The sequence below is a fragment of the Acinetobacter nosocomialis NIPH 2119 genome (genome assembly GCF_000368085.1).
Lineage (GTDB): Bacteria > Pseudomonadota > Gammaproteobacteria > Pseudomonadales > Moraxellaceae > Acinetobacter > Acinetobacter nosocomialis.
Genome location: NZ_KB849239.1, coordinates 1,496,396 through 1,520,749, shown reverse-complemented (window position 1 = coordinate 1,520,749; position 24,354 = coordinate 1,496,396). Strand labels below are relative to the sequence as shown.

The window sequence follows — 24,354 nt, the reverse complement described above, 5'->3', positions numbered from 1 at the left end:
CGTTCAAGTGGCCGAGGTCGTGGTCGCAGCCGTTATGACGACGACGAAGATGATGATCGTGGCCGTTCAAGTGGCCGAGGCCGTGGTCGCAGCCGTGATGACGACGATGAAGATGATGATCGTGGCCGTTCAGGTGGCCGAGGTCGTGGCCGTAGCCGTTATGATGACGATGACGACGATGATCGCCGTGGTCGTTCAGATGGCCGTGGACAAAACTCTCGTAATCAAAAACGCGATGCTTATGGACGCTTTACGTCTTAAGCAACCAGTTTTTGAGAATAAAGGAGGCATTATGCCTCCTTTATTTTTTATTATTTTTAAACTTATGAATGAGTAAGAGGGTGTAGGCCTTTTACAATATCTGTAAATTCTGAGCCGTTTATCCAAAAAGATTTCTTTAAAAATAATGTCGTCATAATACTTTCGGCTGCTTCACTTTCCGGATTTTCACAGAAAATTCCATAGCTTTCGCCTAATACCGCATCATTTTCAATAAGACGGATATAGTAGGCATGTTGTTCATTCGCATAACCTAAAACTGCATCACGTTGATTTTTCATTTCGCATGTCTCCATACCAAAAACTGAATCTAACTCATATTTAAGTGTTCAGAATTTCATTGATAAAAATCAAAACAGTCAGTAATAAGGACTATTTCACAATAGGTTTTGATTCTCTTCAAATTACCATTTTTGTTTTAACATCCCTGTTAAAAGCAAAATGGATTAAAATCTGATCATGAAATTTATTGTTATGCAAAAAAAATATTTCGTCAACTTGAAAATGTAACTTTTTCAAGTTACATTGTTTGTGTAGGATTTGAACGGTGAAATGGAGGCGATATGCCAAAGAAGAAAGAATTCGAGCATGGCGGTGCACGGGAAAACGCCGGCCGTAAAGCACAGTTCAATGAACCCACCAAAGTGATTCGTGTTCCTGAGTCTCAAGTCAACTTTATCAAAAATTGGTTACTGAATAATGTCAAAACCGATAACCAGACAGATTTCACCTCAAAACTAAAAATACAGCAGGTGCATCCGAACAACGATAAAATTTACCATATCCCTTTGGCGACAGAACGCGTGGCTGCGGGTTTTCCATCGCCAGCACAAGATGATATTGAACAAGCACTCGACTTAAATGAGTACTTAATTAGAAATGAAAATGCCACCTTTATTGTCAAAGCCAATTCGTTGTCCATGTTAGATGCCGGAATTGATATTGATGATCCGCTTATTGTGGACCGTAGTATTCCAGCTAAATCGGGCGATATAGTGATTGCACTTATCGACAATGATTTCACTGTTAAGCGCTTAATGATTGATGCTCAATTTCATCCACCTAAAGTCTGGCTAAAAGCAGAAAATCCTGATTATCAAAATATTTATATTGAAGATGGGCAGGAATTGGTCATCTGGGGCGTTGTGACGTATAACCTCAAACGTATGAGATAAATTTTTCTTATATTTTATTATTCATGTTACTGACCTGAAAGGGAGGCCAGTAACTTTTCGTTGAATGACTTTTAAATTTGCCCAATCAATAAACATGTAGCGATAACGACCATCAAACCACCTGAAAAACGGCCGACTAACTGAGCTGCTTGTGGTCTGGTTTTCAAAATGGCCTCTGAACCATAACCCACCATTAAGTAAATTATCGCGCAGCTAATCATGTGGACAACACCAAAGGCAAGAATTTGAGTTGTTACTGACCATGAAGCAGTGGTGTCAATAAATTGAGGAAGCAGCGCTAAAAAAAGTAAAAAAACTTTCGGATTTAAGCCGCTCACATAAACACCTTTAGTTGCCCAGCTCAACCATGACTGAGCCTTTTCAGAACCAGACTGATTTGGAGTAGGAGGGGTAAGTAATAAGTTTATTCCCATCCATAACAAATAAGCAGAACCCGCCACAGTAAGAATCATCAAAGCAGTTGGGTTATTTGCTACAAGCAGACCAACACCAGCCGCTACCAATAAAATCGTAATAAAGTGCCCAAATAGCATACCTGCAACAGCGGGTACGACGACTTTACCCTTAATACCTGCCGAAATGGCATAGGCCCAGTCTGCCCCTGGCGTAATAATAAAAAGAATAGAGACACTCCAAAATGCAATAAAAATGTTAAAAGCCATATGCTTATCTCGGCAAACTATTTTCCAAAGGTTTCGCTCGTGGTTTAGAAAAAATCCCTATTTATGCGAGCTTGTTGAAAATAATATGCTCATGTATTTAGAATGTGCTTTTAAATGTTTGCTCATATCACATGCATTTGGGGTAAATTTTTCTAAATGGATCGCACAGATAAAAAGATTCTTGCTGAATTGCAATTAAATGGCCGATTATCTATCACTGAGTTGGCAGAAAAAGTTGGTTTGAGCATTTCACCTTGTCACAGACGAGTGAAGGCTTTAGAAGAGTCGGGAGCTATCAAAGGCTATCGGGCAGAACTCGACCCGAATTTAGTCGGTTTTGAATTTTCAGCGATTGTTTTTATTACGCTTAAAGAGGGTGATAAACAGGCAGTTGAGAAGTTTGAAAATGCCGTGATTGAGATTCCACAAATTATTCAAGCTCAGCGTTTATTTGGTGAGCCAGATTATTTGCTACATGTGGTAGCTAAAGATTTACCGGCTTTTCAGCGTTTATACGATGAAAAACTATCTGCTATTCCAAGTGTGCAACGGATCATCTCAACCATTGTGATGAAAGATGTGGTGCCTGAACGTTTATTTCCAATTGGCTAAATCATCAGATGTAAAAAAAGAAGCTTTAAAGCTTCTTTTTAATTGGTAAGGGAGTTAAGCATCGAGTGTTTTACACAAAGAACAAATTGTACCGTTATGTTTGTGAGAGAACATAATATCTGGACGCTCATAGCCTTGCTCACATACGCGGCAGTGATAAACAGTTGCTACTGGTGTACCTTCAGCATCGTAACGTGGTTCTTTAACGCCATCATCGTGTGACTTGATGTAGTATTTTCCTTTGGTTAGTAGGCCCATGATTGGTGTTAATACAAAGGCAAGTACAAGCGCAATAATTGGAGAGTAAGGCGCTAGGAAACTACCCAGTAAGCCGAAGAATGCTGCAATTGATAAGCCTGCTGATACAAGGAATGCAACCATACCAACAGGGTTTACGTTGTAGAGCATGTCACGGCGGTATTCCGGTTCTTTTGGTGAAAGTTTTAAAACATATTTGTTGATTGAAATATCTGTTGCAACCACCACAACCCATGCAATCGCAAAGTTTGAATAGAACCCTAAGATTTTACCCAGTACCGCAAACATGTTGCCTTCCATCAAAGCAAGCGCAATTGCCAAGTTTACAATCACAAAGACAATACGCCCCGGATAATGTTTGCTAATACGAGTGTAGGCACTTGTCCATGCAAGGGAACCAGAGTAAGCATTGGTCACATTAATTTTAATTTGAGAAATAACCACCAAAATCACTGCAAGTGTTAAAGCTGCCCAGCCCGGAAGCATGTCATGAAACGCTGCATTAAACTGTTGAACAGGTTCAGTGCTGTTTACGCCCGGTATTTTAGTAAGTAAATAGAAACCTAAAAATGCTCCAATAATTTGTTTGATTGCTCCTAAAATCACCCAACCCGGACCTGCTGAAATAACCGCTGCCCACCATGCTTTGCTATTTTCTTTTGTTTTTGCAGGCATGAAGCGTAGGTAGTCAATTTGTTCACCAATTTGCATGATTAAAGATAAGCATATACCCGCACCGAGCATAATCGCTGCCATATCTACAGGTGCAAAACCTTCATGACCTGTAAACGTTGCAAACTGGCTAACCAAGGTAGGTTCTTGGTAAATCAGATAGGCCACAGGACCAATCATTAGAACGAGCCAAAGTGGGGTAGTCCAGACTTGTAATTTACTTAAAGCTTTCATACCGTAAATGACGAGTGGAATGACCATAATGGTTGAGATGAGGTAACCTGCCCATAGCGGAATGCCTAAACCGAGTAATAACCCTTGCGCCATGATTGAACCTTCAAGGGCAAAGAAAATAAAGGTGAAACTGGCGAAAATGATACTGGTCAGGACTGAGCCGATATAACCAAAACCTGCGCCGCGGGTAATCAAGTCAAGGTCGATGTTATAGCGAGCTGCGTAGTAGGCTAAAGGAATGCCGGTTAAGAAAATAATAATTGCTGCAAATAAAATGGAGAAAACAGCATTGGTTGTTCCATAAGACATACCAATACTGGCACCAATAGAAAAGTCAGCAAGATAGGCAATACCACCAAGTGCAGTAATAGCGACAACTTTGGGACTCCAGCGCCGAAAGCTGTGTGGAGCATAACGTAAAGTATAATCTTCTAAGGTTTCATTCACTGCTTTTTGTGAATCTGTACCTTGCACAGTGTCCAGATTTGGATGTTCAGATACACTCATAACATCAATCTCCCAATCATTTTCGGTCAATCAACACAAATATTGATCATTGTTTTTTGATGGTTTTGAGTGTGTGATTTTTGGGAAAAATTGAAAATACGTTATTTTGCGTATATGTGCGTATTAGAAAAAATCGCCATGATAAATGACTTTTGGCATAAGGATTGCTGGGTTTAATGCAGCCACATGCCAAACATGAGTGTTATGCCAGATTCTTCACGCCCCCAACAAGCGCCACAACGTGTGATCAAAACACGCCGTGAATATAATATTTGGGTAGCAGATGAAAGTATCGAAGATTATGCGCTCCGCTACGCACCCACCTCAGTACGTAAATGGTCACCTTGGACGGTGACCAATACCGCAATTTCGACAGTCAGCTTTTTGGCGATGGAAGCCATTGGGGCGACCATGCTTTGGCAATATGGCTTTAGCAATGCAGTCTGGGCAGCAGTTGTCGTATGTACCATCATATTTTTGACCAGTTGGCCGATTAGTTATTACGCCGCAAAATATAATGTAGACGTCGATTTGCTTACTCGTGGTGCAGGTTTTGGCTATATTGGCTCGACCATTACGTCTCTAATTTATGCTAGCTTTACCTTTATTTTACTTGCATTTGAAGCCGCCATTATGGCAATGGCACTTGAGCTTGCTTTAGGTATCCCGCAAGTTATTGGCTACTTAATTTCTGCCTTAGTCATTTTGCCTTTAGTGGTCAAAGGCATTGGTTTTATTAATAAAGTTCAGGCAATCACTCAGCCAATCTGGCTCTTATTGCTGTTATTACCATGGTTTTTTGTACTTTGGAAACAACCACAAATTTTAAGTAGTAGCTTGCATTTTGTTGGGGCGGTTTCAAACTCAACTGACTTTAATCTGTATTACTTTGGTGCGGCGTGCACTCTTATTTTTTCATTTGTGATCCAAATTGGTGAGCAAGCCGATTATTTACGTTTCTTACCGCAAAAAGAAAAGAACAGAACCGCATGGCGTTTTGCCGTTTTTTTAGGTGGCCCATCTTGGATTATTTTTGGATTTTTAAAAGTTTTGATGGGCATGCTGCTGATGGTTTTAGCTTTTCAGCTATTTATTCCTGTCTCTGAGCTAGACAATCCGACTTATCTGTATTGGGTCGCCTACCAACAGTTTATTCCAAACCCTCAGCTTGCTTTAATCCTGACTTTAGCACTGGTTTGCTTGGCGCAAATTAAAATTAATATGACCAATGCCTACGCTGGTTCATTGGCATGGTCAAACTTTTTTGCTCGTTTAACTCATAGTCATCCGGGACGAATTGTCTGGCTTCTTTTTAATGTTTTTATTGCCATTGTTTTGATGGAAATGGGAATTAGCCATGCGGTTGAACGTATTTTAGGACTATATAGCAATATCGCTTTGGCATGGATTGGTGCCGTCGTTGCCGATTTAATTATCTGTAAGCCTTTAGGTCTAAGTCCGAAAGGAATTGAATTTCGCCGTGCTTACTTATATGACATTAATCCCGTAGGCGTGGGCGCCTTACTGATTGCTTCAGTGTTATCGATGCTGAGTTATTTGGGCTTTTTCGGATTGATGGCGAAAGGCTTGGCGAGTTTTATTGCTTTGGGGAGTGCGGTGTTATGCGTGCCTGTCATTGCTTACTTAACCAAAGGCAAATATTACATTGCACGCCAGCCTGAAAAAATTCAAGCGACTTCGGTTGCAAATTGTGTTGTGTGTGAACGGGACTATGAACTTGCCGATATGGCGGGTTGCCCAGCCTATAACGGTACGATTTGCTCTCTATGCTGTTCACTTGAAGCCCGCTGTCACGATTTATGTAAACCCGATGCACGTTGGTCAGTACAACTCAAAAAAGCCATTTGGCACTATTTACCAGAACGTTGGGCCAGCCGTTTAAATAGCAGGGTCAGTTTGTATTTATTGCTGACTTTAGGGCTGTCGATCGTTTTGGCAGTGAGTTTAAGTCTGGTTTATATCCAAGAAAAAACCTATTTGGAAACCATTGATGCGGCAGCCGTTCCACAGTTATTTACGCTATTTGTCAAAATTTACACGATTTTATTTTTATTGATGAGCGTTGCTGCATGGTGGCTCGTGTTAAACGATGAAAGTCGTCGTAATGCTGAAATTGAGACACATCAACAAACAGCATTATTGATTGATGAAATTGCTGCTCATGAAGTCACTTCAAAAGACTTACAAGATGCCAGAATAGCTGCAGAACGAGCAAATGATGCAAAAAGCCGTTATGTCATTGGCATTAGCCATGAATTACGAACGCCTCTAAATAGTATTTTGGGCTATAGCCAATTACTTCAGAAACAAGAGCAGCTTTCAGAACAAGGCAAAATGGCGCTCGGGGTGATTAGCCGTAGTGGGCAGCATTTAACTTCTCTCATTGACGGTTTACTAGATTTAGCACGCATTGAAACAGGCAAAATTTCTTTAAATGTGGTGGATGTTCATTTCCCTAATTTTATAGAACAGATTATTCAAATGTTTCAGCCACAGTTTGAACAGAAGAATTTGCAGTTTGTTTATGAAATTGGAGAGAACCTACCGCACTATGTCCGTACCGATAAAAAACGCTTAGAACAAGTGCTCATCAATTTGCTGGGCAATGCTTTAAAATTTACGACGAGCGGAACAATTACTTTGAAAGTCGAGTACCGTTTTCAAACGGCGTATTTTGAAATTAGAGATACGGGCTGCGGCATTGCCGAGGCAGATTTAGAACGAATTTTTAACCCGTTTGAACGGGGCAGCAATGTCGTGCAAGGCGGATTTACCGGAACAGGACTCGGACTACCAATTGTAAAATTATTAGTCGATTTACTCGGCGGGCAGTTATCGGTGGCTAGTCAGCTCAATCAGGGTTCTCAGTTTAAGATTAAGTTTTATTTACCTTCAAAAGAAGTGGTTCATCCAATTTCTAATGTTTACTCCAACCAGATTACAGGCTATCAAGGCGAGCGAAAACGAATTTTGGTTGTCGATAATGAAGCGGTGGACCGAGGTTTAGTTGCTAATTTTCTCAAACCATTAGGGTTTATAATTGAAGAAGCCGAGTCGGGCATTGACTGTTTAAGACGAATACCTATTTTCCAACCTAATCTGATTTTGATGGATTTAAATATGCCTTTGATGGGCGGGTGGGAAACAGCACGATTATTACGTCAGAATAATATTACCAATGTGCCGATCTTAATTATTTCAGCTAATGCAGGCGAGCGCGAAGTCAATCCACAAGATGCAGTTTTAAGTGAAGACTTTATGCTAAAACCAATCGATCTGAATTTGTTGCTCAGTAAAATTGGAGATAAGTTAGGCTTAGTTTGGATTGATTCCAAATCAGAGACATTCCTTGAAAATAATGAAGTTAAAGCACTTGATGTAAAGGTGTTTAAGCAGGAGCAAGCTGCTGTTCATATACTAATTCAACAACCAGAAAATAATGACCTGCTTGATTTACCGCAAAGCTTGCAACAATTAAATGATTTAATTGGACAAGGTTATATTCGAGGAATTCAACAGACTTTAATGCAATGCCGGCAAAATTTTCCGGAGCATGATGAGTTATGGGAACAGCTGGAACAGGCTATTCGAAAGTTTGATTTAAAACACGCGCAACGATTGATTCAGGATAAGCAATGAGTACGCAACATGTTTCTTTTCAGCAAGCTTCGCCAAACGAGCAGGCTGTTATTCTGATTGTGGATGATGTGCCGGAAAATTTAGGCTTGCTACATGAAAGTCTGGATCAGGCAGGTTATCGCGTACTTGTCACAACCGATGGGTTAAGTGCCATTGAAATTGCACACCGATGCTTACCGGATATGATTTTGCTTGATGGCAATATGCCACATATGGATGGTTTTGAAAGTTGTATACAGCTTAAAGCGAGCCCAATTACGCAGTTTATTCCCGTTATTTTTATGACAGGCTTGTCGGAAACAGAACATATTGTGCGAGGTTTTCAGGTCGGTGGGGTGGACTATGTAACCAAGCCCTTAAATATTGAAGAAGTATTAGCAAGGGTAAAAACACATTTGGCACATGCCAAACTATTGCAACAACAAAAACAGGTGATTGATGCAACGGAAACAGCCATTCTCGCGCTAGATGTTCACGGTAAAATTGTTTGGAAAACTCAAAAAGCCAGTGATTTACTGAATCAATATTTACCTGAATTAGAGGGTTTTGAGGCAGGTTTAAAAGCTTGGTTTTCAGACTTAGAGCAAGAAAAAGATCCCAAAAAATTAACCAGCTGTTCTTATTCAACACCATCTCAGCAATTACAGCTTTTATTGCTCACGCCGTGGGAGACCGAGCCAATTGTGGCTAAAAATTATCTTATCCAGATAAAAACTTCTACACCAGCTTTGGAAATGGCTGATATTTTGAAATATTGCCCACAGTTGACTCAACGTGAGGCAGAAGTCATGCACTGGTTGTTGTTGGGGAAAACCAATAAGGATATTGCAGAAATCTTGGAGCTTAGTCCACGGACGGTAAACAAGCATTTAGAGCATGTTTTTGAAAAACTTTGCGTTGAAAACCGAACTGCTGCTGTTGCACACATTAATAGCTTGGTACAAGAGTTTCATTAAGTAAATTGAAGATTGTATTTAAAAAGCATACAGACTCACTGCTAAAAATAGGCTATTTTTTTACAGTTAAATTTGTTCTTATAGATAAAGATTATACAAAGTCATTTCTAAATAAATATGAGTCATAATACGAGGAATTCATTGTGAATATTCAACAAAAAGATGATACAAAACACGGCAGCTTTAGCTTAATTGATGGTGAAACCGTTGCAGGTGAAATGACTTATACATGGGCAGGCGAAAGCATGCTGATTATTGATTCTACAGATGTGAATGAAAATTATCGCGGACAAGGGGTAGGACGCCAATTACTGGACGCTTTGGTAGCTTTTGTTCGTGAAAAAGACGTAAAAGTAATTCCACTTTGCCCATATGCAAAATCAGTTTTTGATAAAGACCCAAGTATTGGTGATGTACTTAGAAAATAAGCAATAAATTGAAAATCATTTAATAAAAATCGGGCCGTGGTGTCCGATTTTTTTATTAGTTTTATTATTCATCTTTGTTTTAGTGAATATGTTTTAAGCAGTTGTCTTCAACTGAGTTAACAGTTTTCGTTTACCAAATCGAATTTATCAAACTTATAGAAAAGCTTATCTAATAAAAATAGTTTTAGACCAATTGGGAAAAAAATAAACTCGTTTCACAAATATTTAATGGCTGACGAAAGCTAAATATTTATAACGTTTTAATATTATTTGTTGGAATTTTCCTTGAACTGGCAGTATATCCATAGTGTGTTGCCGCAATTTTTCTCTGCAACTTTGACCACGCTGAAAATTTCAATTATCAGCATTATTTTGGCGATTGTTGTAGGGCTGATTTGCAGCATTTTAATCACATATCGCGTGCGGGTACTAAATAGAATTTCCCAGTTCTATATTGAGTTATCTCGAAATACCCCTTTATTAATCCAACTGTTCTTTTTGTATTACGGTTTGCCAAAACTCGGTATCAAAATCGATGGTTTTACTTGCGGTGTAATCGGACTGACCTTTTTAGGCGGAAGCTATATGGCTGAAGCTTTCCGAGCAGGTTTGCAGTCGGTGGCAAAAGGGCAAATTGACTCAGCAAAAAGTATTGGTCTGCAACCCATTCAGATTTTTAGATATGTCATTTTCCCTCAAGCACTGGCTATTTCAATTCCGGCAATAGGGGCAAATTGCCTATTTCTAATTAAAGAAAGTTCTGTGGTCAGTGCGATTGCTGTCGTTGAGCTACTTTTTGTGACCAAAGACTTAATTGGCATGGACTATAAAACTACGGAAGCTCTGTTTTTACTCATCATGGCTTATCTGATTATTTTATTGCCTGTGTCTATTTTAACCAGTTATCTGGAGCACAGAAGTCGGAAGGTGAACCATGGAACTTGATTATCTATTTCAAGCGAGTCACCTCGAACGTTTAATGTGGGGACTCTGGGCAACTGCAAAAATTGCTTTTATTTCGGTGTTTTTCTCTGCAATTTTTGGCACAGTTTTCGGCGTCATTATGACTTCTAAAAACATAGTAGTTAAATCGCTGTGCCGTCTGTATTTAGAAGCGATTCGAATCATTCCAATTTTAGTTTTGCTGTTCGTGTTTTATTTCGGCTTTGCGACATGGTTTAACTGGCAGTTTTCAGCAATGTGGGTGTGTGTTGTTGTGTTCGTTTTATGGGGTACGGCAGAAATGGGCGATTTGGTTCGTGCTGCCATTACTTCAATTGACCAGCATCAACGCGATTCGGCCTATGCGCTCGGACTTACCCACGTTCAAGCTTTGGTCTATGTCATTTTTCCGCAAAGTCTAAAACGAGTAACACCAGGCGCGATTAATTTATTTACGAGAATGGTGAAAACCAGCTCTTTGGCAGTCCTGATTGGTGTGGTTGAGGTCATTAAAGTTGGCCAGCAAATTATTGAAAATTCGCTGTTGACTGTGCCAAGCGCTTCTCTTTGGATTTATGGCTTTATTTTTATTTTGTATTTTCTAATTTGCTATCCCTTATCTCGTTTGGCGGCACATTTAGAAAAGGTCTGGGAGTAATTATGCCTTTGTTATCGATACAACAATTACAGAAATCATTTGCACAAAGTCATATTTTACAGGGCATTGATCTGGATGTAGAACAAGGAGAGGTGGTTGTTATTTTAGGTCCATCGGGCTGCGGTAAAAGTACTTTATTGCGCTGTATTAATGGCTTAGAACCGATTCAGGGTGGTGAGATTCGTTTAACTGGTTCAGGCGTGCTCGGTAAAGATGTGGACTGGACTAATGCTCGTCAAAAAATTGGCATGGTTTTTCAAAACTATGAGCTATTTGGGCATATGAACGTCATTGACAATATTTTGCTTGGACCACTCAAAGTACAAAAACGCCACCGTGATGAAGCTGAACAAGTCGCAGATGAATTGCTAAAGCGAGTCGGGCTATATGAGCGAAAAGTTGATTATCCGCGCCAACTTTCTGGTGGACAAAAACAGCGTATAGCCATTGTCCGTTCACTGGTCATGCAACCTCAAGTGATTTTACTTGATGAAATTACCGCTGCGCTTGACCCAGAAATGGTTAGGGAAGTGCTCGATGTAGTACTCAAGTTAGCGAATGAAGGAATGACCATGTTGATTGTGACACATGAGATGTCCTTTGCACGTAAGGTTGCCGACCGCATTATTTTTATGGATAAGGGCAAGATTATTGAACAGGCTTCACCAGAAGAATTTTTTGAACAGCCCAAGACAGAACGAGCGAAAGCCTTTTTAAATATTTTGTCGTACTAAATTTTTATTATTTGAATCATGAGGAAGTGAATGTTTAAACGTAATTCGATAAAAATATTAAGCAGTCTTGCCGTTGCTGGGGTGTTGTTAACTGCATGTAGTAAAACGCCATCCACTGAACAGGCAAGTAATGCTCAAGAAGACCATTCTTTAAAGCAAGTCAAAAAAAATGGGGTTTTACGCGTTGCCGTTTTTGCCGATGATCCGCCGTTTGGTTATGTAGACAGTGCTGGTAATAATCAGGGCTTTGATGTGGCTTTAGCAAAACGTGTGACTAAAGATTTGCTCGGTGATGAAAAGAAAGTTGAGTTTATTGTGACTGAAGCTTCAAATCGGGTGGAGTTTTTAAAATCAAATCGTGCCGATGTGGTATTTGCGACATTTACAGTAACGCCAGAACGTAAGCAAGTTGTCGATTTTGCCGAGCCTTATTTGAAAGGTGCTTTTGGCATTGTCTCACCTAAAGCTAAGCCGATTACCGACATTACCCAGTTAGAAGGTAAGACCTTAATTGTAAATAAAGGCACAAGTTCAGATACCTACTTTACCAAGCATTATCCGAAAGTAAATTTACTCAAGTTTGAAAGAAATTCGGATGCCTTCAAAGCTTTAACCGACGGTCGTGGTGACGCAATTTCACAAGATAGTACATATGCTTTGGCGTGGGCCGCGAAGAATCCAAGTTATGTTGCAGGTATTCAGTCTATTGGTGATCAAGAGTTTATTGCACCAGCAGTTAAAAAGGGCAATACCCAATTATTGAATTGGCTCAATACTGAAATTAAGCAGCTAAGAACAAGCGGTGAAATTAAGAAAATTTATGATGAAACCTTGAAGCCAATTTACGGTGACTCGGTCAATCCAAATGTGTTTTTAGATGTAGGCCAATAATTTTCGATATCGCTAGAGCAGTACCTAAAAGTAGGCGCTGCTATTTTTAAATAAGACTTTTACAAAAACGATAGGGTGAAATAATGACAACATTAACATTTCAAAACGTGAAGCATATTTTAGCTGCGTCTTTACTGAGTTTAGGTTTGGTTGCATGTGACAAAGGAACTCAATCTACTGAAAAAGCGGCCGATACCACACAAAAGGTGTCGAGTATTGAACAGATTAAAAAGAATGGAGTGGTACGAATTGGTGTATTTAGTGATAAACCGCCGTTTGGATATTTAGATGCCCAAGGCAAAAATCAGGGCTTTGATGTAGAAATTGCTAAGCATGTCGCTAAAGATCTGCTGGGTGATGAGAACAAAGTTGAGTTTGTTTTAACTGAAGCGGCTAACCGTGTCGAATATTTAAAAGCCAATAAAGTAGATATTATTTTTGCAAACTTTACTGTTACACCAGAACGTAAGGAAGTGGTCGATTTTGCTAAACCTTATTTGAAAGTCGCTTTGGGTGTCGTTTCTCCTAAAAGTCATCCAATCACTGATGTTGCTCAACTGAAAGATAAAACTTTACTGGTAAACAAAGGTACAACGGCTGATTCATTCTTCACCAAGACTCACCCTGAAATTAAACTACAAAAATATGAGCAAAACACTGAAACTTTTGATGCTTTAAAAGATGGTCGTGGTGCTGCGCTTGCACATGATAACTTGCTGGTTTTAGCTTGGGCTAAAGAAAATCCAAATTACACTGTTGGCATTACCAATTTAGGTGAGCAGGACTTAATTGCACCAGCAGTGAAAAAGGGTGACAAAGAGTTATTGGACTGGTTGAACCAAGATTTAGAGAAATTGGCGAAAGAAGGCGTGATTCATCAAGCTTATGAAAAAACCTTAAAACCAGTTTATGGCGATACGATTAATCCAAAAGATCTATTGGTTGAGTAGTTTTACTCACAGCCCCTAATGACTAGGATTTAGATAGTATTTGCTTGAGCTAGGATTCATCTACAGCCTGCCTATAATCTATAAAGATAATGTTTTTGCAATATTTTTCATAGATATAAACAGTGGTCAGGTTCTGTAGATGAGAAAGTTTTTTGGTTACTTTTTTCAAAAAAAGTAACAGAATGAGCTGATCGCTTTAGAGATTCAAAGATAGAATTCCATCGTGCTAATTCATTGAATTTATATTACTTTAACTTAAATAACGTCGGCTCTGCTGCTAGTTTATCTGCCAAATATTGAATTAACATACTCAATTTAGGCGGGACATGCCGTGTCGGTGGGTACAGTAACCACAGCCCACCGCTATAATAGGTTTTAAAATCCCAGTCGGGCAAAACCTGAACTAAGCTACCTTGTTGTAGTGCATGGCGTGCAACGAAGTATGGCAAGCTCGCAATACCTAAATGCTGTAATGCAGCACTCAAACGCACACCGGTATGGTTTGCTGCATAACGACCACGCACAGCCACACTTATCGATTTATTTCCCTGTTGAAATTTCCATTTTGAGTCACTGGCTTGCTCACCCAAGTAAATACATTCATGCTGCTTTAAATCATGAGGATGCTTCGGTGTACCATGCTTGGCCAAATATTCAGGCGTAGCACAAACCAAATGATCAATATCAATGAGTTTTCGGCCCATTAGTCCACCCGGTGGCTGCTCTGTAATTCGAAGCGCTAGATCAACGCCATCATCAATGAGGTCTACATAACGATCTTCTAAAAGCATTTGTATATCAATTTTAGGGTAGCGTTCTAAAAATTCGGGTAAATGTGGATGAATCATAAAATGTCCCACAGCTTTCGGAACACTCATACGAATAACACCTTCTGGCTCGACATGAAATTGCCCAGAACTTTCCATGACTGCTTGTGCCGCATTCACCATGTCTAGACAGCGTTGATAGACCTGTTGTCCACTTTCACTTAAACGAAGTTTCCGTGTAGTTCGATAGAGTAAACGAGTGCCTAAAGCACGTTCTAAACGGGCAATGGCGCGGCTCACAGCAGAAGGTGTCGTACCAAGCTGGCGGGCAGTTTCAGAAAAGCTTTCCGACTCGACAACCTTCACGAAAGTCGCCATTTCATTTAAAAGAACCAGACTTTGATTTGTGCTCATGAGGCAAAAGTTATTTGGATTTTTATTGGATTATCGCGTCTAAAAAATCGCAATACAATCTTTTAGGTGATTTTCAGGAAACTAAATTGTTATGTGGCAGTTGTATGGACATGAGTTTTTAACGCTAGCTCTTATTCACTTTATGGCGGTGATTTTACCGGGACCAGATTTTGTGATTACGGTAAGGCAAAGTGTACGTTATGGCTATTTAATTGGATGTCTAACTGCAATTGGTATTGGTGTCGGGATTTCAGTACATGTGTTTTATACACTTGTTGGTATTGGCTTCTTGATTCAGCAAAGTGAATGGCTCATGTCTCTGATCAGAACAGCGGGGGCGGCTTACTTAGTGTATTTAGGATGGCAGTGTTTACGTAGCCAGCCGAATACCAATATTGAGATTAATGGCCAAGCAGATAGTGACACGCCGAGCTTATTTAAAGCTTTTACAATGGGTTTTCTTACCAATGCGTTAAACCCGAAAGCCACTATCTTTTTTCTGGCAATTTTTACGACGATTGTAAGTACGACCACACCAATGAAAGTTCAGGTCTTTTATGGGGTCTGGATGTGTATGGTCAATGCCATCTGGTTTATGGTGGTGAGTGTACTGTTTGCTCAGCCTATTGTACGTAAACGTTTTTTGGAGTTTGGAGTGTATTTTGAGAGGGTGATGGGAGTGTTGTTGATTGGGATTGCGTTGAGATTGATTTGGGGATTGTTTAATTAAGTTGGTTTTATTTATAAGTGGATGGGTTAGCGCGACGGAGTCTTACCGTTTATAGGTCATAATAAAGTAGCTAATTCTGTTACTTTTTTTGGAAAAAGTAACCAAAAAACTTTGTCATCTACAGAACCTGTTCACTGTTTTCATCCATCAGGAAATGTTGCAAAAACATTATTTTTATAAATTATGGGTAGGCTGTAGATGACTTTTAGCTCAAGCCGAAGGCTAAGCTAGGAATCGAATTTAAAATAACAAGACTCCGCAGTGATAACTACTTTGAGTTGTCCGAACTATTGATGACTTTTAATTCGAGCTAAAATCATCTGCAACCTGCGTGGTATTAAATAGTTTATGTTTCTGCGATATATCGATTAGATATAAGAAGAGGACAGGTTTTGCAGATGAAAATGCTTTTGCTTACTTTGGGCGAAACCAAAGTAAGTCTAGCCGAAGGCTAATTCAGAAATCGAATTTAAAATAATAAGACTCCACTGTGATAGCTACTTTGACTTGTTACTTCATATATAACTTTTGAGCTCAAGTAGTTTTAATAAATAATCCATAAAAAAGACCGCTCAAAAGCAGTCTTTTCTAGTCTAGAAATAGATTTAATTACTACGCCTATTACGCGTCAGTTGATGTAACACCGACACCAATAAATCAATTTCTTCAGTCGTATTATAAAAAGCCAAAGACGGACGCACGGTCTGTTCTACACCAAAACGACGTAAGATTGGCTGTGCACAGTGATGGCCAGAACGTACGGCAATACCATGTTGATTTAAAGCTTTACCGACTTGTTCGGTTGAATAGCCTTGTAAGGTAAAGGACATTACACTGGCTTTGTGATGTGCGGTTCCGATCAGGCGTAAACCTGACACACTGCTCAGCGCATTTTGACCATATTCGAGTAGATTATGTTCATAGCGAGCAATGTTATGAATGCCTAGACTTTCTACATATTCAAGCGCAGCGCCTAATCCGACAGCATCGGCAATGTTGCCAGTTCCAGCTTCAAACTTGTTGGGTGCAGGTTGGTAAACTACTTGTTCGAAGGTAACATCCTGAATCATGTTGCCGCCGCCTTCCCAAACAGGCATGCTTTCTAGCAACTCTGGTTTTGCATAGACCGCGCCAATGCCCGTTGGACCAAACACTTTATGTCCAGAAAACACAAAAAAGTCTGCATCGAGAGCTTGTACATCGGTAGGAATGTGCGAAACAGATTGAGCACCGTCAACTAAAACACGTACGCCTTTGGCATGCGCAATTTTAATGACTTCGGCAACAGGTGTGACTGTACCCAAAGCATTCGAAACTTGAGTAATTGACAGCAGTTTAGTGCGTTCATTAATCAGTTTTGGCAACTCTTCTAAAATAATCTGGCCCGTGTCATCCACAGGAATGACTCGTAATTTCGCTCCAGTTTTTTTAGTGAGTTGATACCAAGGCACAATATTGGCATGGTGTTCTAAGTGAGAAACGATAATTTCATCACCTTCACCAATATTTTGCTCACCCCATGTTTTTGCAATCAGGTTAATGCCCTCGGTTGTTCCTCGAACAAAGATAATTTCTTTGGAAGAGGGTGCACCAATAAATCGGGCAACTACATTTCTTGCATGTTCATAGGCATCGGTTGCACGGGCTGCTAACTCATGTGCAGCACGGTGAATATTTGAGTTTTCATGCTGATAAAAATAAGCAATCCGATCAATCACGCGCTGCGGTTTTTGTGTAGTAGCTGCATTATCAAACCAGACCAAAGGTCGACCGTTGACGCGTTCCTGTAAAATTGGGAAATCACGACGTATAGCATGCACATCGAGTGGTTGAGCACTACTTGCTACAAAAGTAGGTTGCGACGGTTGATAGTGACTATAACTTTGTCCAGTTTGAGGCAAGTCTAAAAAATAAAATGCAGAGCTTGCCGAACTTTGGGTAGGCGTGTTCGTTGCAAAACGATCTTCCGTCAGTAAGGACTGTAGCTGGTCACCATGTGGCAATTGAAAAGACTGTGCAACCGAATAATTATCTTCAACACCTTTAACAGACGGTTCTGCTACATTGGGAGCAGAAAAATCATTTAAAAAATAATAAGGTGATTCACCTGCACCAGTGGGTAAGTTTGGTTCAATGCGTGGCACATTTGGTTCACTATGAGCAGCTTGTGGTAAATGTGGTTCAAATGGTGGGCGTGGCAAATTAGCTCCACCAACCACAGGCGCGGAAGCTACTATTCGGCGTTCAGGGTAGTCTGGCAAATTTGGAATATGCTCAGGATATTCCGGATTGAGACTTTTCTGAAAGGCGATATTGGGCGCACGACCACTGAGAGCAGAAAATGGTTCACCCGGTTGCGGTGGGTGAGGTGGCGCTCCGACAGGTAAGTCCAAGTTAAGGCCCGATGGAGAAGTCGAACTGCTTGCGTTCGGTACTGCTGAAAAGAACTCATTAGCAAGTCGAGCAATCGTGGACTCATCGGGGAAGTTGGCTGGTGGATGAGCACCAGCCACATCAGGCCCTATTGGACTACCTTGCAGATTATTTGTAGTTAACTGGGTAGTCATGATATTTGTCCACCTCCACATCATCTAACACTGCTAACGCATCGTCTGTTAATACTGCAAGTGAGCAATATAACGAGATTAGATACGACGCAATCGCGTTACGGTTAATTCCCATAAAGCGTACTGAAAGCCCCGGTGACTGTTCACCCGCAAGACCCGGTTGGAACAAACCAACAATCCCTTGACGCTTTTCACCAACACGAAGTAGCAAGATTTTAGTTTTACCATCTTCTACAGGAATTTTATTTGATGGAATGAGTGGAATACCGCGCCATGTAATAAACTGCGAACCAAATAAGCTAACCGTTGGAGGTGGCACACCACGGCGTGTACATTCACGGCCAAATGCTGCAATCGCGTCCGGGTGTGCTAGGAAAAAACCCGGTTCTTTCCAGACTTTACGTAATAAGTCATCAAGATCATCGGGGGTAGGTGGGCCATTTAAGGTCGAAATACGTTGGTCATCTGTCACACTAGCCAATAAACCGTATTCAGGGTTATTGATCAGCTCACTTTCTTGACGTTCTTTAATAGTTTCAATAGTTAAACGAAGCTGTTCTTTAATTTGGTCATGTGGGCTGCTGTAAAGGTCAGCAACGCGTGTATGCACATCTAAAACAGTAGATACACCATTTAAAAAGTATTCACGTGGTTCTGGATCATAATCGACGAAAGTTTGAGGTAAAGTTGCTTCATCACGTTGTGTGCAAGCTACTTGAATATCATCGGTATTATTGACACGGTTTAGGCGATAAATACCTGCTTCAACAGGAATCCATTGAAGTAAGTGAGTCAGCCAGCGGGGAGTAATTGTAGAAAGCTGGGGAGCTGTCTTGGTTGCATTGGCCAGTTGACGGGCCGCATGGTCCCCAAGTGCAAGTTGGGCTTTGTCTGTATTTTTCGCCATGAATCATTTTTCCTTATTACATTGGCTTTTTGAAAATAAAAATTCTAGGATGCATATAAACTAGAATTAGTTCTGGTTTTAAAATTAAAATAGCGTTGTAATTTAAATACTGAGCTTATTAATGAGTTATCTATTTTCTAAATAAAAATATATTTAAACTAGAAATAAGCATTTTATTAATCTGCACGTTCTTTGTTTATTTATCTCCTTATCTATTTATTTCACATCTATAGTTTTTAACCGGCAATATGATTTTTTTGATAAGACTCATTCGGTGACTGTAAAATCTGGCTACCTGCAGCAACACTATGGGTTAGCCAAACATTCCCCCCAATAATTGAACCTCGACCAATGGTAATACGGCCTAAAATAGTGGCACCTGCATAAATCACGACATCATCTTCAACAATCGGATGGCGTATATAATCTTTTTTCAAACCACCATCATCATTGGTTTCAAAGCGTTTTGCTCCAAGGGTCACGGCCTGATAAATACGAACGCGTTCCCCAATCACACAAGTCTCGCCAATCACCACACCCGTACCATGATCAATGAAAAATCCTTTGCCGATTTGCGCACCCGGATGAATATCAATACCCGTAGCAGAGTGAGCTAACTCGGAAATAATGCGAGACAATAAAGGCACTTGAGCATAGAGCTGATGCGCAATTCGGTGATAAATAATCGCAAATATGCCCGGATAGCAGAGTAATACCTCATCTACACTATGTGCTGCTGGATCACCTTCATAAGCCGCCCGTACATCACCATCTAAAAGGCGCCGTATAGAGGGCAAAGTGTTGGCAAAATCCTGCACAATAGTTTGGGCAAGTTCTTGTGGTTGCTGGTCTGGGCTTGAATGGCCCAAATGACGTTTTGCTTCATAATTTAAAGCCAGTTGTACTTGCGCATGTAAGGCTGTGAGTACCCGATTTAAAGTATAGGCAATATAAGAATCTTCAGTTTCTTGGCGTAAGTCAGCCGGGCCTAAACGCATTGGAAATAAAATGCCGCACAGGTCATCTAAAATGGCCTTTAAAGCTTCTTTAGATGGAAGTTCGCGGCCCCCAAATTCTTTTGTTCTGTGCTGTTGCTGACGCCAGTCATGCCTTGCTTGTTGTAAACCTTGTACAACCGCATTAATGTTCCATTGAGTCACAGGCTTTCCTTGATTCACTGAAAATTGATTGAAGTATTAGTCTTGTTGCCAAGGAAGTTGGTGGATGCGCCAGCCATTTTTCTGGTTACGCTGTTGCTGATCATTTAGATCACCTTCGAAGCCTTCAAGAACGTTATAAATGTGCTCAAAACCTGCATTAAATGCGGCTTCGGCAGCTTGTGCTGAACGGTTGCCACTACGACATAACAAAAGAATGGTTTTGTCTTTGCCAACTTTTGATTCAAGTTCTTTTAAAAAGCGTGGATTACGGTTAAACGATGTGCCTGTTGCCCATGCAACATGGATACTTTCAGGGACATAACCCACAAATTTGCGTTCTTCATTGGTACGCACATCAACTAAAACCGCTTCTCCTTGTTGTACGAGTTGCCATGCGTCAACAGGTGATAAACTGCCACTAAAATTTAGTTCGTGTTCTTGTGCATATTGCTGTGCTTTAGCAAGAATATCTTCGGCCGAAAAGGATGTATTTGAACCATTTGAGATAAAACTTTGTGGAGTTTCAGTATTTAATTTAGCGTTCATTGAATATATCCTTATCTTTGATTCAGATTGTTAAGGATCAATTTACGCGGTTTTAAATATAAGCAAAAATAAGGAATATCTATTTATATATATTATTTTGATAAATAAGAGCGGTGAGTATTTTATATAAAACAGTATTAGTTAATCTTATAAAGTTATTAAAGTAAAATAGATTTAATAAATTTTATTATTTAGTAAAAACCGTGCAGATTAAAATAATCCGCACAGTTTTTAAAATTAAGCAAATCCACCATTTACTCGAATGACTTGTGAGTTTACCCAACGTCCATCTGGACCAGCTAGCATGGCAACTACGCTAGCAATTTCGTCAGGTGTTCCGATTCGTTCCAATGGAGCAAGTTTTGCAATAGCCGCCACTTGCTCTTCAGTTTTTCCATTATAAAAAAGGTCAGTGCCTGTCGGGCCGGGAGCAACGGCGTTTACAGTGATATTGCGCCCACGTAACTCATTTGCTAACACATGTACTAAACCTTCGACACCAGCTTTTGAAGCAATATACGGTCCATATAAAGGAAAAGATTTAGCAATTACACTGGTTGAAAGCGCAATAATCCGACCACCATCTGGCACTGTTTCGGCTGCATGCGCCAATATTAAAAAAGCACCGCGCAAATTGGTATGAATCATTGTATCGAAATCTGGCAGGCTTTCAGGTGTAATTTTTGCCATATGCATAATGCCTGCGCTATGAACGACTACATCTAACTGACCGTTAATGGCCTTTGCCTCTTGAAACAAACGGCTCACTTCATGTTCATTTGCAACGTCCGCTTGAATAGCTGAAGCTTGACCACCTTGCTCAATAATATGATCTACAGTGGCTTGGGCATGCACTTTATTACCAGCATAGTTAACAATCACATAAAAACCATCTTGAGCTAAACGTTCTGCAATAGCACGACCAATACCACGTGATGCGCCAGTAACCAGAGCTGTCTTTTTTGAAATATTCATTTTTAGATTGCCTGTTTGAGTAAGTATGGCTTATTTTAATAATATAGAAATATGGGATAAATCGTTAGAATTGGATAAGATAATTCCATATACATTAATAATGGATAGGGTTAAAAGCGAGCACCATGGATAAATTTGATACCTTGCAACTTTTTACCCGCATCGTAGAGCTGGGGAGCTTTAGTCAAGCGGCCGATCAACTGAATATCCCCCGCGCTACAGCAAGTAATGCCATTAAAGAGTTAGAAAATAACTTACAGTGTCGTTTATTAGAGCGGACGACTCGGCATGTAAGACCATCACTAGATGGACAGGCATTTTATGTACGCTGTACACAAATATTATCGGAACTCGATGATGCCGAATCATCTTTACGCAATGTAATTGCTCAGCCCCGTGGTTTATTACGTGTCGATTTATCGGGCGCCCATGCGACCAAAATTGTTTTACCCAATATCGACCAATTTCACGAGTTGTACCCCGACATTGAACTGATAATTAGTACGGGTGATCGCTTGGTTGATCTGATTAGGGAAGGGATAGACTGTGTGGTGAGAGCGGGCCGTTTGGATGATTCCACTTTAATTGCTAGACATTTGGTGGATATGCCACAAGTCATTTGTGCAAGTCCTGACTATTTAAATAAACATGGAATGCCAGAGCAACCAGAAGAGTTGTTATCACATTATTGTGTCAATTTCTTCTCGACATCAGGCGGACGGAATTATCCATTTGAATTGATGGTGAATGGCAAAAAACAAGATTATTTTTTGAAAAGTTGGATTGCGGTAAATGACGCTGAAAACTATGTATTATCTGCCTTACAAGGGGCTGGCTTAATTCAAGTACCGCGCTACCATGTGGCAAATGAATTAAAAAATAGGCAACTGGTTGAGGTTTTATCTGAGTGGGAAATCCCGAAAATGTCAGTTTCTGCTTTATATCCGCAGCATCGGCAGCTCTCGCCACGCGTACGAGTTTTTGTTGCTTGGCTGAGTGAGTTATATACGGGCTATTTTGCCAACTTTGAATACCCGCAAAAATGAAATATCTTGCGGGTAAGTCAAAAACTGAATGATATTTTTAAGACTGGTTCTGCAATTTATCTTGAGTCTTGGTCTCAAAATCACTCGCATCATGGCGTTCATGCAACTGCGTAGCTAAATCACCAAAAGTACGGTTGACCATACGCCCGCGTTGAACCGCAGGACGCGCTAAAATCGCATCTGCCCAACGTTGAACATTTTTATATTGATCGACACCTAAAAACTCCGCGCCGTTATATACCCAGTTTTTAATAAGACCACCATACCAAGGAAATGCCGCAATATCAGCAATCGAATATTCAGAACCAGCCAAATATTCGTTTTTTGCCAGATGCTGATCTAATACATCAAGTAAGCGTTTTGTTTCCAAGGCAAAGCGGTTAATGGCATATTCAATTTTAACAGGGGCATAAGCATAAAAATGCCCAAAACCACCACCTAAGTAAGGTGCACTGCCCATTTGCCAGAATAGCCAATTGAGGCATTCAGTACGTGCAGCAATATCAGTCGGAATGAAAGCTTTAAATTTTTCAGCCAAGTAAAGCAAAATTGAGCCAGACTCAAACACTCTTAATGGCGGGTTTTGGCTATGGTCAACCAATGCCGGAATTTTAGAGTTTGGATTAATATCTACAAAGCCACTGCCAAATTGCTGTCCTTCTCCGATTTTAATCAGCCAAGCATCATATTCCGCATCTTGGTGTCCTAGAGCTAAAAGCTCTTCTAACAAAATAGTGACTTTTTGACCATTAGGCGTTGCTAAAGAGTAGAGCTGGAGCGGATGTTTTCCTACTGGAAGTGTATGTTCGTAACGAGCACCTGAGGTAGGTTGGTTTAAATCGGTTTTTTCTCCAGTCCATTGCCAAACTTGTGGAGGAATATAGTTTGAATCACTCATTTTTTATCTCATGTTTGGTGTAAATATAAGGGTTTAGTTATGTCGCAAGGCAAGCCATTTTTGTACGCTCGGACGTTGCCATTGCTGTAATGCATAGGTTTTTAGGTGCTCTGGTACAGCATCACCATTTTGAATAAGGCGTTGCAACATCAGGGCAAGTTCAGCATCTACAATGCTCCATGAACCAAAAAGAAATTTGGCATCAGACGCAAGAAGTTTTTCTGCAACAAAGAAAAGTTTCTCGGCTGCTTTTTTGCCTTCTCCTGAAAGTGGAGTGGACTTGGGCTGAATAAAAATGACATCGGTTGGACGTTCTGTTCTTAGTACCACTAAGTCCGATCTGAGCCATGCTTGAATTTGACGTGCTCTGGCACGTGCTTGAATATCTTTTGGATAAATAGCTGTGTCTGGATAGAGCTCTTCGAGATATTCCAAAATGGCGGAGGATTCTGATAGGGCAAAATCATTATGCTCAAGTACAGGCACTTTGGCAGTTAATGACTTTTCTACATAAGATTTTTCTAACTGTCCTTGCTGGCCTAAGTTGATGGTCGCTATTTCAAATGGAATTTGTTTTTCATGTAGCCCTACAAAAACAGTAAACGCATAGGGGCTTAGAAATTGTGAATCTGTATATAGCTTAAAATGCTCATTATTCATTGTTATTGTCCATGTCATAAAACAATCGGATCTAGTCTAAGTGAG

General features: G+C 40.2%; 24 protein-coding genes and 1 pseudogene. 13 read left to right on the top strand and 12 right to left on the bottom strand.

Features of this window, described 5'->3' with window-relative positions; all coding sequences use genetic code 11:
- A pseudogene (locus tag F984_RS11155) lies at nt 1-261 on the top strand (KGG domain-containing protein); the annotation flags it as partial.
- 62 nt (nt 262-323) lie between these two features.
- On the opposite strand, the gene F984_RS11150 reads toward F984_RS11155, so the two are convergent.
- On the bottom strand, nt 324-560 hold the full coding sequence (locus F984_RS11150) for a hypothetical protein (RefSeq protein WP_004709372.1): 237 nt from the start codon (nt 558-560) through the stop codon (nt 324-326).
- A 282-nt stretch (nt 561-842) separates the two neighbouring features.
- On the opposite strand from F984_RS11150, the gene F984_RS11145 reads away from it, so the two are divergent.
- Nucleotides 843-1,454, top strand: a complete 612-nt coding sequence (locus F984_RS11145; protein WP_004709371.1) for a LexA family protein — start codon at nt 843-845, stop codon at nt 1,452-1,454.
- A 71-nt stretch (nt 1,455-1,525) separates the two neighbouring features.
- Here the strand turns inward: F984_RS11145 and F984_RS11140 are convergent, their stop codons facing one another.
- Nucleotides 1,526-2,137, bottom strand: coding sequence for a LysE family translocator (locus F984_RS11140; RefSeq protein WP_002048382.1), 612 nt, complete (start codon nt 2,135-2,137; stop codon nt 1,526-1,528).
- A 156-nt stretch (nt 2,138-2,293) separates the two neighbouring features.
- Between F984_RS11140 and F984_RS11135 the strand changes: the two genes are divergently transcribed.
- The gene (locus tag F984_RS11135) at nt 2,294-2,749 is read left to right on the top strand and encodes an Lrp/AsnC family transcriptional regulator (RefSeq protein ID WP_004709367.1); all 456 of its coding nucleotides are present in this window, start codon (nt 2,294-2,296) and stop codon (nt 2,747-2,749) included.
- Nucleotides 2,750-2,803: 54 nt separating this feature from the next.
- On the opposite strand, the gene F984_RS11130 is transcribed toward F984_RS11135, so the two are convergent.
- Nucleotides 2,804-4,420: a purine-cytosine permease family protein gene (locus F984_RS11130; RefSeq protein WP_004709366.1), complete on the bottom strand. Its 1,617-nt coding sequence runs from the start codon at nt 4,418-4,420 to the stop codon at nt 2,804-2,806.
- Between the two features lie 195 nt (nt 4,421-4,615).
- On the opposite strand from F984_RS11130, the gene F984_RS11125 reads away from it, so the two are divergent.
- The 3 genes from F984_RS11125 (at nt 4,616) to F984_RS11115 (ending at nt 9,464) form a co-directional block, all read left to right on the top strand.
- Nucleotides 4,616-8,080 carry a hybrid sensor histidine kinase/response regulator gene (locus F984_RS11125; RefSeq protein ID WP_004709364.1) on the top strand — a complete coding sequence of 1,155 codons (3,465 nt, stop codon included), beginning with the start codon at nt 4,616-4,618 and terminating at the stop codon, nt 8,078-8,080.
- Nucleotides 8,077-9,036 carry a response regulator transcription factor gene (locus tag F984_RS11120; RefSeq protein ID WP_004709362.1) on the top strand — a complete coding sequence of 320 codons (960 nt, stop codon included), beginning with the start codon at nt 8,077-8,079 and terminating at the stop codon, nt 9,034-9,036. The genes F984_RS11125 and F984_RS11120 overlap by 4 nt, the downstream gene beginning before the upstream one ends.
- 143 nt (nt 9,037-9,179) lie before the next feature.
- A complete protein-coding gene (locus tag F984_RS11115) occupies nt 9,180-9,464 on the top strand; it encodes a GNAT family N-acetyltransferase (RefSeq protein WP_004709361.1) in 285 nt (94 codons plus the stop codon).
- Between the two features lie 116 nt (nt 9,465-9,580).
- Here F984_RS11115 and F984_RS22415 read toward each other — a convergent pair whose 3' ends face one another.
- A complete protein-coding gene (locus F984_RS22415) occupies nt 9,581-9,670 on the bottom strand; it encodes a hypothetical protein (protein WP_228128016.1) in 90 nt (29 codons plus the stop codon).
- A 79-nt stretch (nt 9,671-9,749) separates the two neighbouring features.
- Here F984_RS22415 and F984_RS11110 point away from each other — a divergent pair, with 79 nt between their 5' ends.
- The 5 genes from F984_RS11110 to F984_RS11090 all read left to right on the top strand — a co-directional run bounded on the left by F984_RS11110 (nt 9,750) and on the right by F984_RS11090 (nt 13,639).
- Nucleotides 9,750-10,409, top strand: coding sequence for an amino acid ABC transporter permease (locus F984_RS11110; RefSeq protein ID WP_004709359.1), 660 nt, complete (start codon nt 9,750-9,752; stop codon nt 10,407-10,409).
- The gene (locus tag F984_RS11105; RefSeq protein ID WP_000418074.1) at nt 10,399-11,064 is read left to right on the top strand and encodes an amino acid ABC transporter permease; all 666 of its coding nucleotides are present in this window, start codon (nt 10,399-10,401) and stop codon (nt 11,062-11,064) included. Before F984_RS11110 ends, F984_RS11105 begins: the two co-directional genes overlap by 11 nt.
- A 2-nt stretch (nt 11,065-11,066) precedes the next feature.
- Nucleotides 11,067-11,798 (top strand): amino acid ABC transporter ATP-binding protein, encoded by a 732-nt coding sequence (locus F984_RS11100; protein WP_004709357.1) that lies wholly within the window; start codon nt 11,067-11,069, stop codon nt 11,796-11,798.
- A 30-nt stretch (nt 11,799-11,828) separates the two neighbouring features.
- A complete protein-coding gene (locus F984_RS11095; protein ID WP_004709354.1) occupies nt 11,829-12,689 on the top strand; it encodes a transporter substrate-binding domain-containing protein in 861 nt (286 codons plus the stop codon).
- A gap of 83 nt (nt 12,690-12,772) precedes the next feature.
- Nucleotides 12,773-13,639 carry a cysteine ABC transporter substrate-binding protein gene (locus F984_RS11090; RefSeq protein WP_004709351.1) on the top strand — a complete coding sequence of 289 codons (867 nt, stop codon included), beginning with the start codon at nt 12,773-12,775 and terminating at the stop codon, nt 13,637-13,639.
- A gap of 245 nt (nt 13,640-13,884) precedes the next feature.
- On the opposite strand, the gene F984_RS11085 is transcribed toward F984_RS11090, so the two are convergent.
- Nucleotides 13,885-14,820, bottom strand: coding sequence for a LysR family transcriptional regulator (locus F984_RS11085; protein ID WP_004709349.1), 936 nt, complete (start codon nt 14,818-14,820; stop codon nt 13,885-13,887).
- Between the two features lie 91 nt (nt 14,821-14,911).
- On the opposite strand from F984_RS11085, the gene F984_RS11080 reads away from it, so the two are divergent.
- Nucleotides 14,912-15,550: a LysE family translocator gene (locus tag F984_RS11080; protein WP_004709347.1), complete on the top strand. Its 639-nt coding sequence runs from the start codon at nt 14,912-14,914 to the stop codon at nt 15,548-15,550.
- A gap of 605 nt (nt 15,551-16,155) precedes the next feature.
- On the opposite strand, the gene F984_RS11075 is transcribed toward F984_RS11080, so the two are convergent.
- The 5 genes from F984_RS11075 to F984_RS11055 all read right to left on the bottom strand — a co-directional run bounded on the left by F984_RS11075 (nt 16,156) and on the right by F984_RS11055 (nt 21,705).
- Nucleotides 16,156-18,117: a family 2A encapsulin nanocompartment cargo protein cysteine desulfurase gene (locus tag F984_RS11075; protein ID WP_004709345.1), complete on the bottom strand. Its 1,962-nt coding sequence runs from the start codon at nt 18,115-18,117 to the stop codon at nt 16,156-16,158.
- Nucleotides 18,092-19,024, bottom strand: a complete 933-nt coding sequence (locus F984_RS11070) for a family 2A encapsulin nanocompartment shell protein (protein WP_001107594.1) — start codon at nt 19,022-19,024, stop codon at nt 18,092-18,094. The genes F984_RS11075 and F984_RS11070 overlap by 26 nt, the downstream gene beginning before the upstream one ends.
- A gap of 236 nt (nt 19,025-19,260) precedes the next feature.
- A complete protein-coding gene (gene epsC / locus F984_RS11065) occupies nt 19,261-20,202 on the bottom strand; it encodes a serine O-acetyltransferase EpsC (RefSeq protein WP_080631556.1) in 942 nt (313 codons plus the stop codon).
- 18 nt (nt 20,203-20,220) lie between these two features.
- A complete protein-coding gene (locus tag F984_RS11060; RefSeq protein ID WP_000992242.1) occupies nt 20,221-20,730 on the bottom strand; it encodes a rhodanese-like domain-containing protein in 510 nt (169 codons plus the stop codon).
- 237 nt (nt 20,731-20,967) lie between these two features.
- Nucleotides 20,968-21,705, bottom strand: a complete 738-nt coding sequence (locus F984_RS11055) for an SDR family oxidoreductase (RefSeq protein ID WP_004709341.1) — start codon at nt 21,703-21,705, stop codon at nt 20,968-20,970.
- Between the two features lie 125 nt (nt 21,706-21,830).
- Between F984_RS11055 and F984_RS11050 the strand changes: the two genes are divergently transcribed.
- Nucleotides 21,831-22,751, top strand: coding sequence for a LysR family transcriptional regulator (locus F984_RS11050; protein WP_004709339.1), 921 nt, complete (start codon nt 21,831-21,833; stop codon nt 22,749-22,751).
- 37 nt (nt 22,752-22,788) lie between these two features.
- On the opposite strand, the gene yghU is transcribed toward F984_RS11050, so the two are convergent.
- Entirely contained in the window at nt 22,789-23,649 is an 861-nt protein-coding gene (gene yghU, locus F984_RS11045; RefSeq protein WP_004709336.1) for a glutathione-dependent disulfide-bond oxidoreductase, read from the bottom strand.
- A 33-nt stretch (nt 23,650-23,682) separates the two neighbouring features.
- On the bottom strand, nt 23,683-24,309 hold the full coding sequence (gene yfcF, locus F984_RS11040) for a glutathione transferase (protein WP_004709334.1): 627 nt from the start codon (nt 24,307-24,309) through the stop codon (nt 23,683-23,685).
- Nucleotides 24,310-24,354 lie beyond the last annotated feature (45 nt).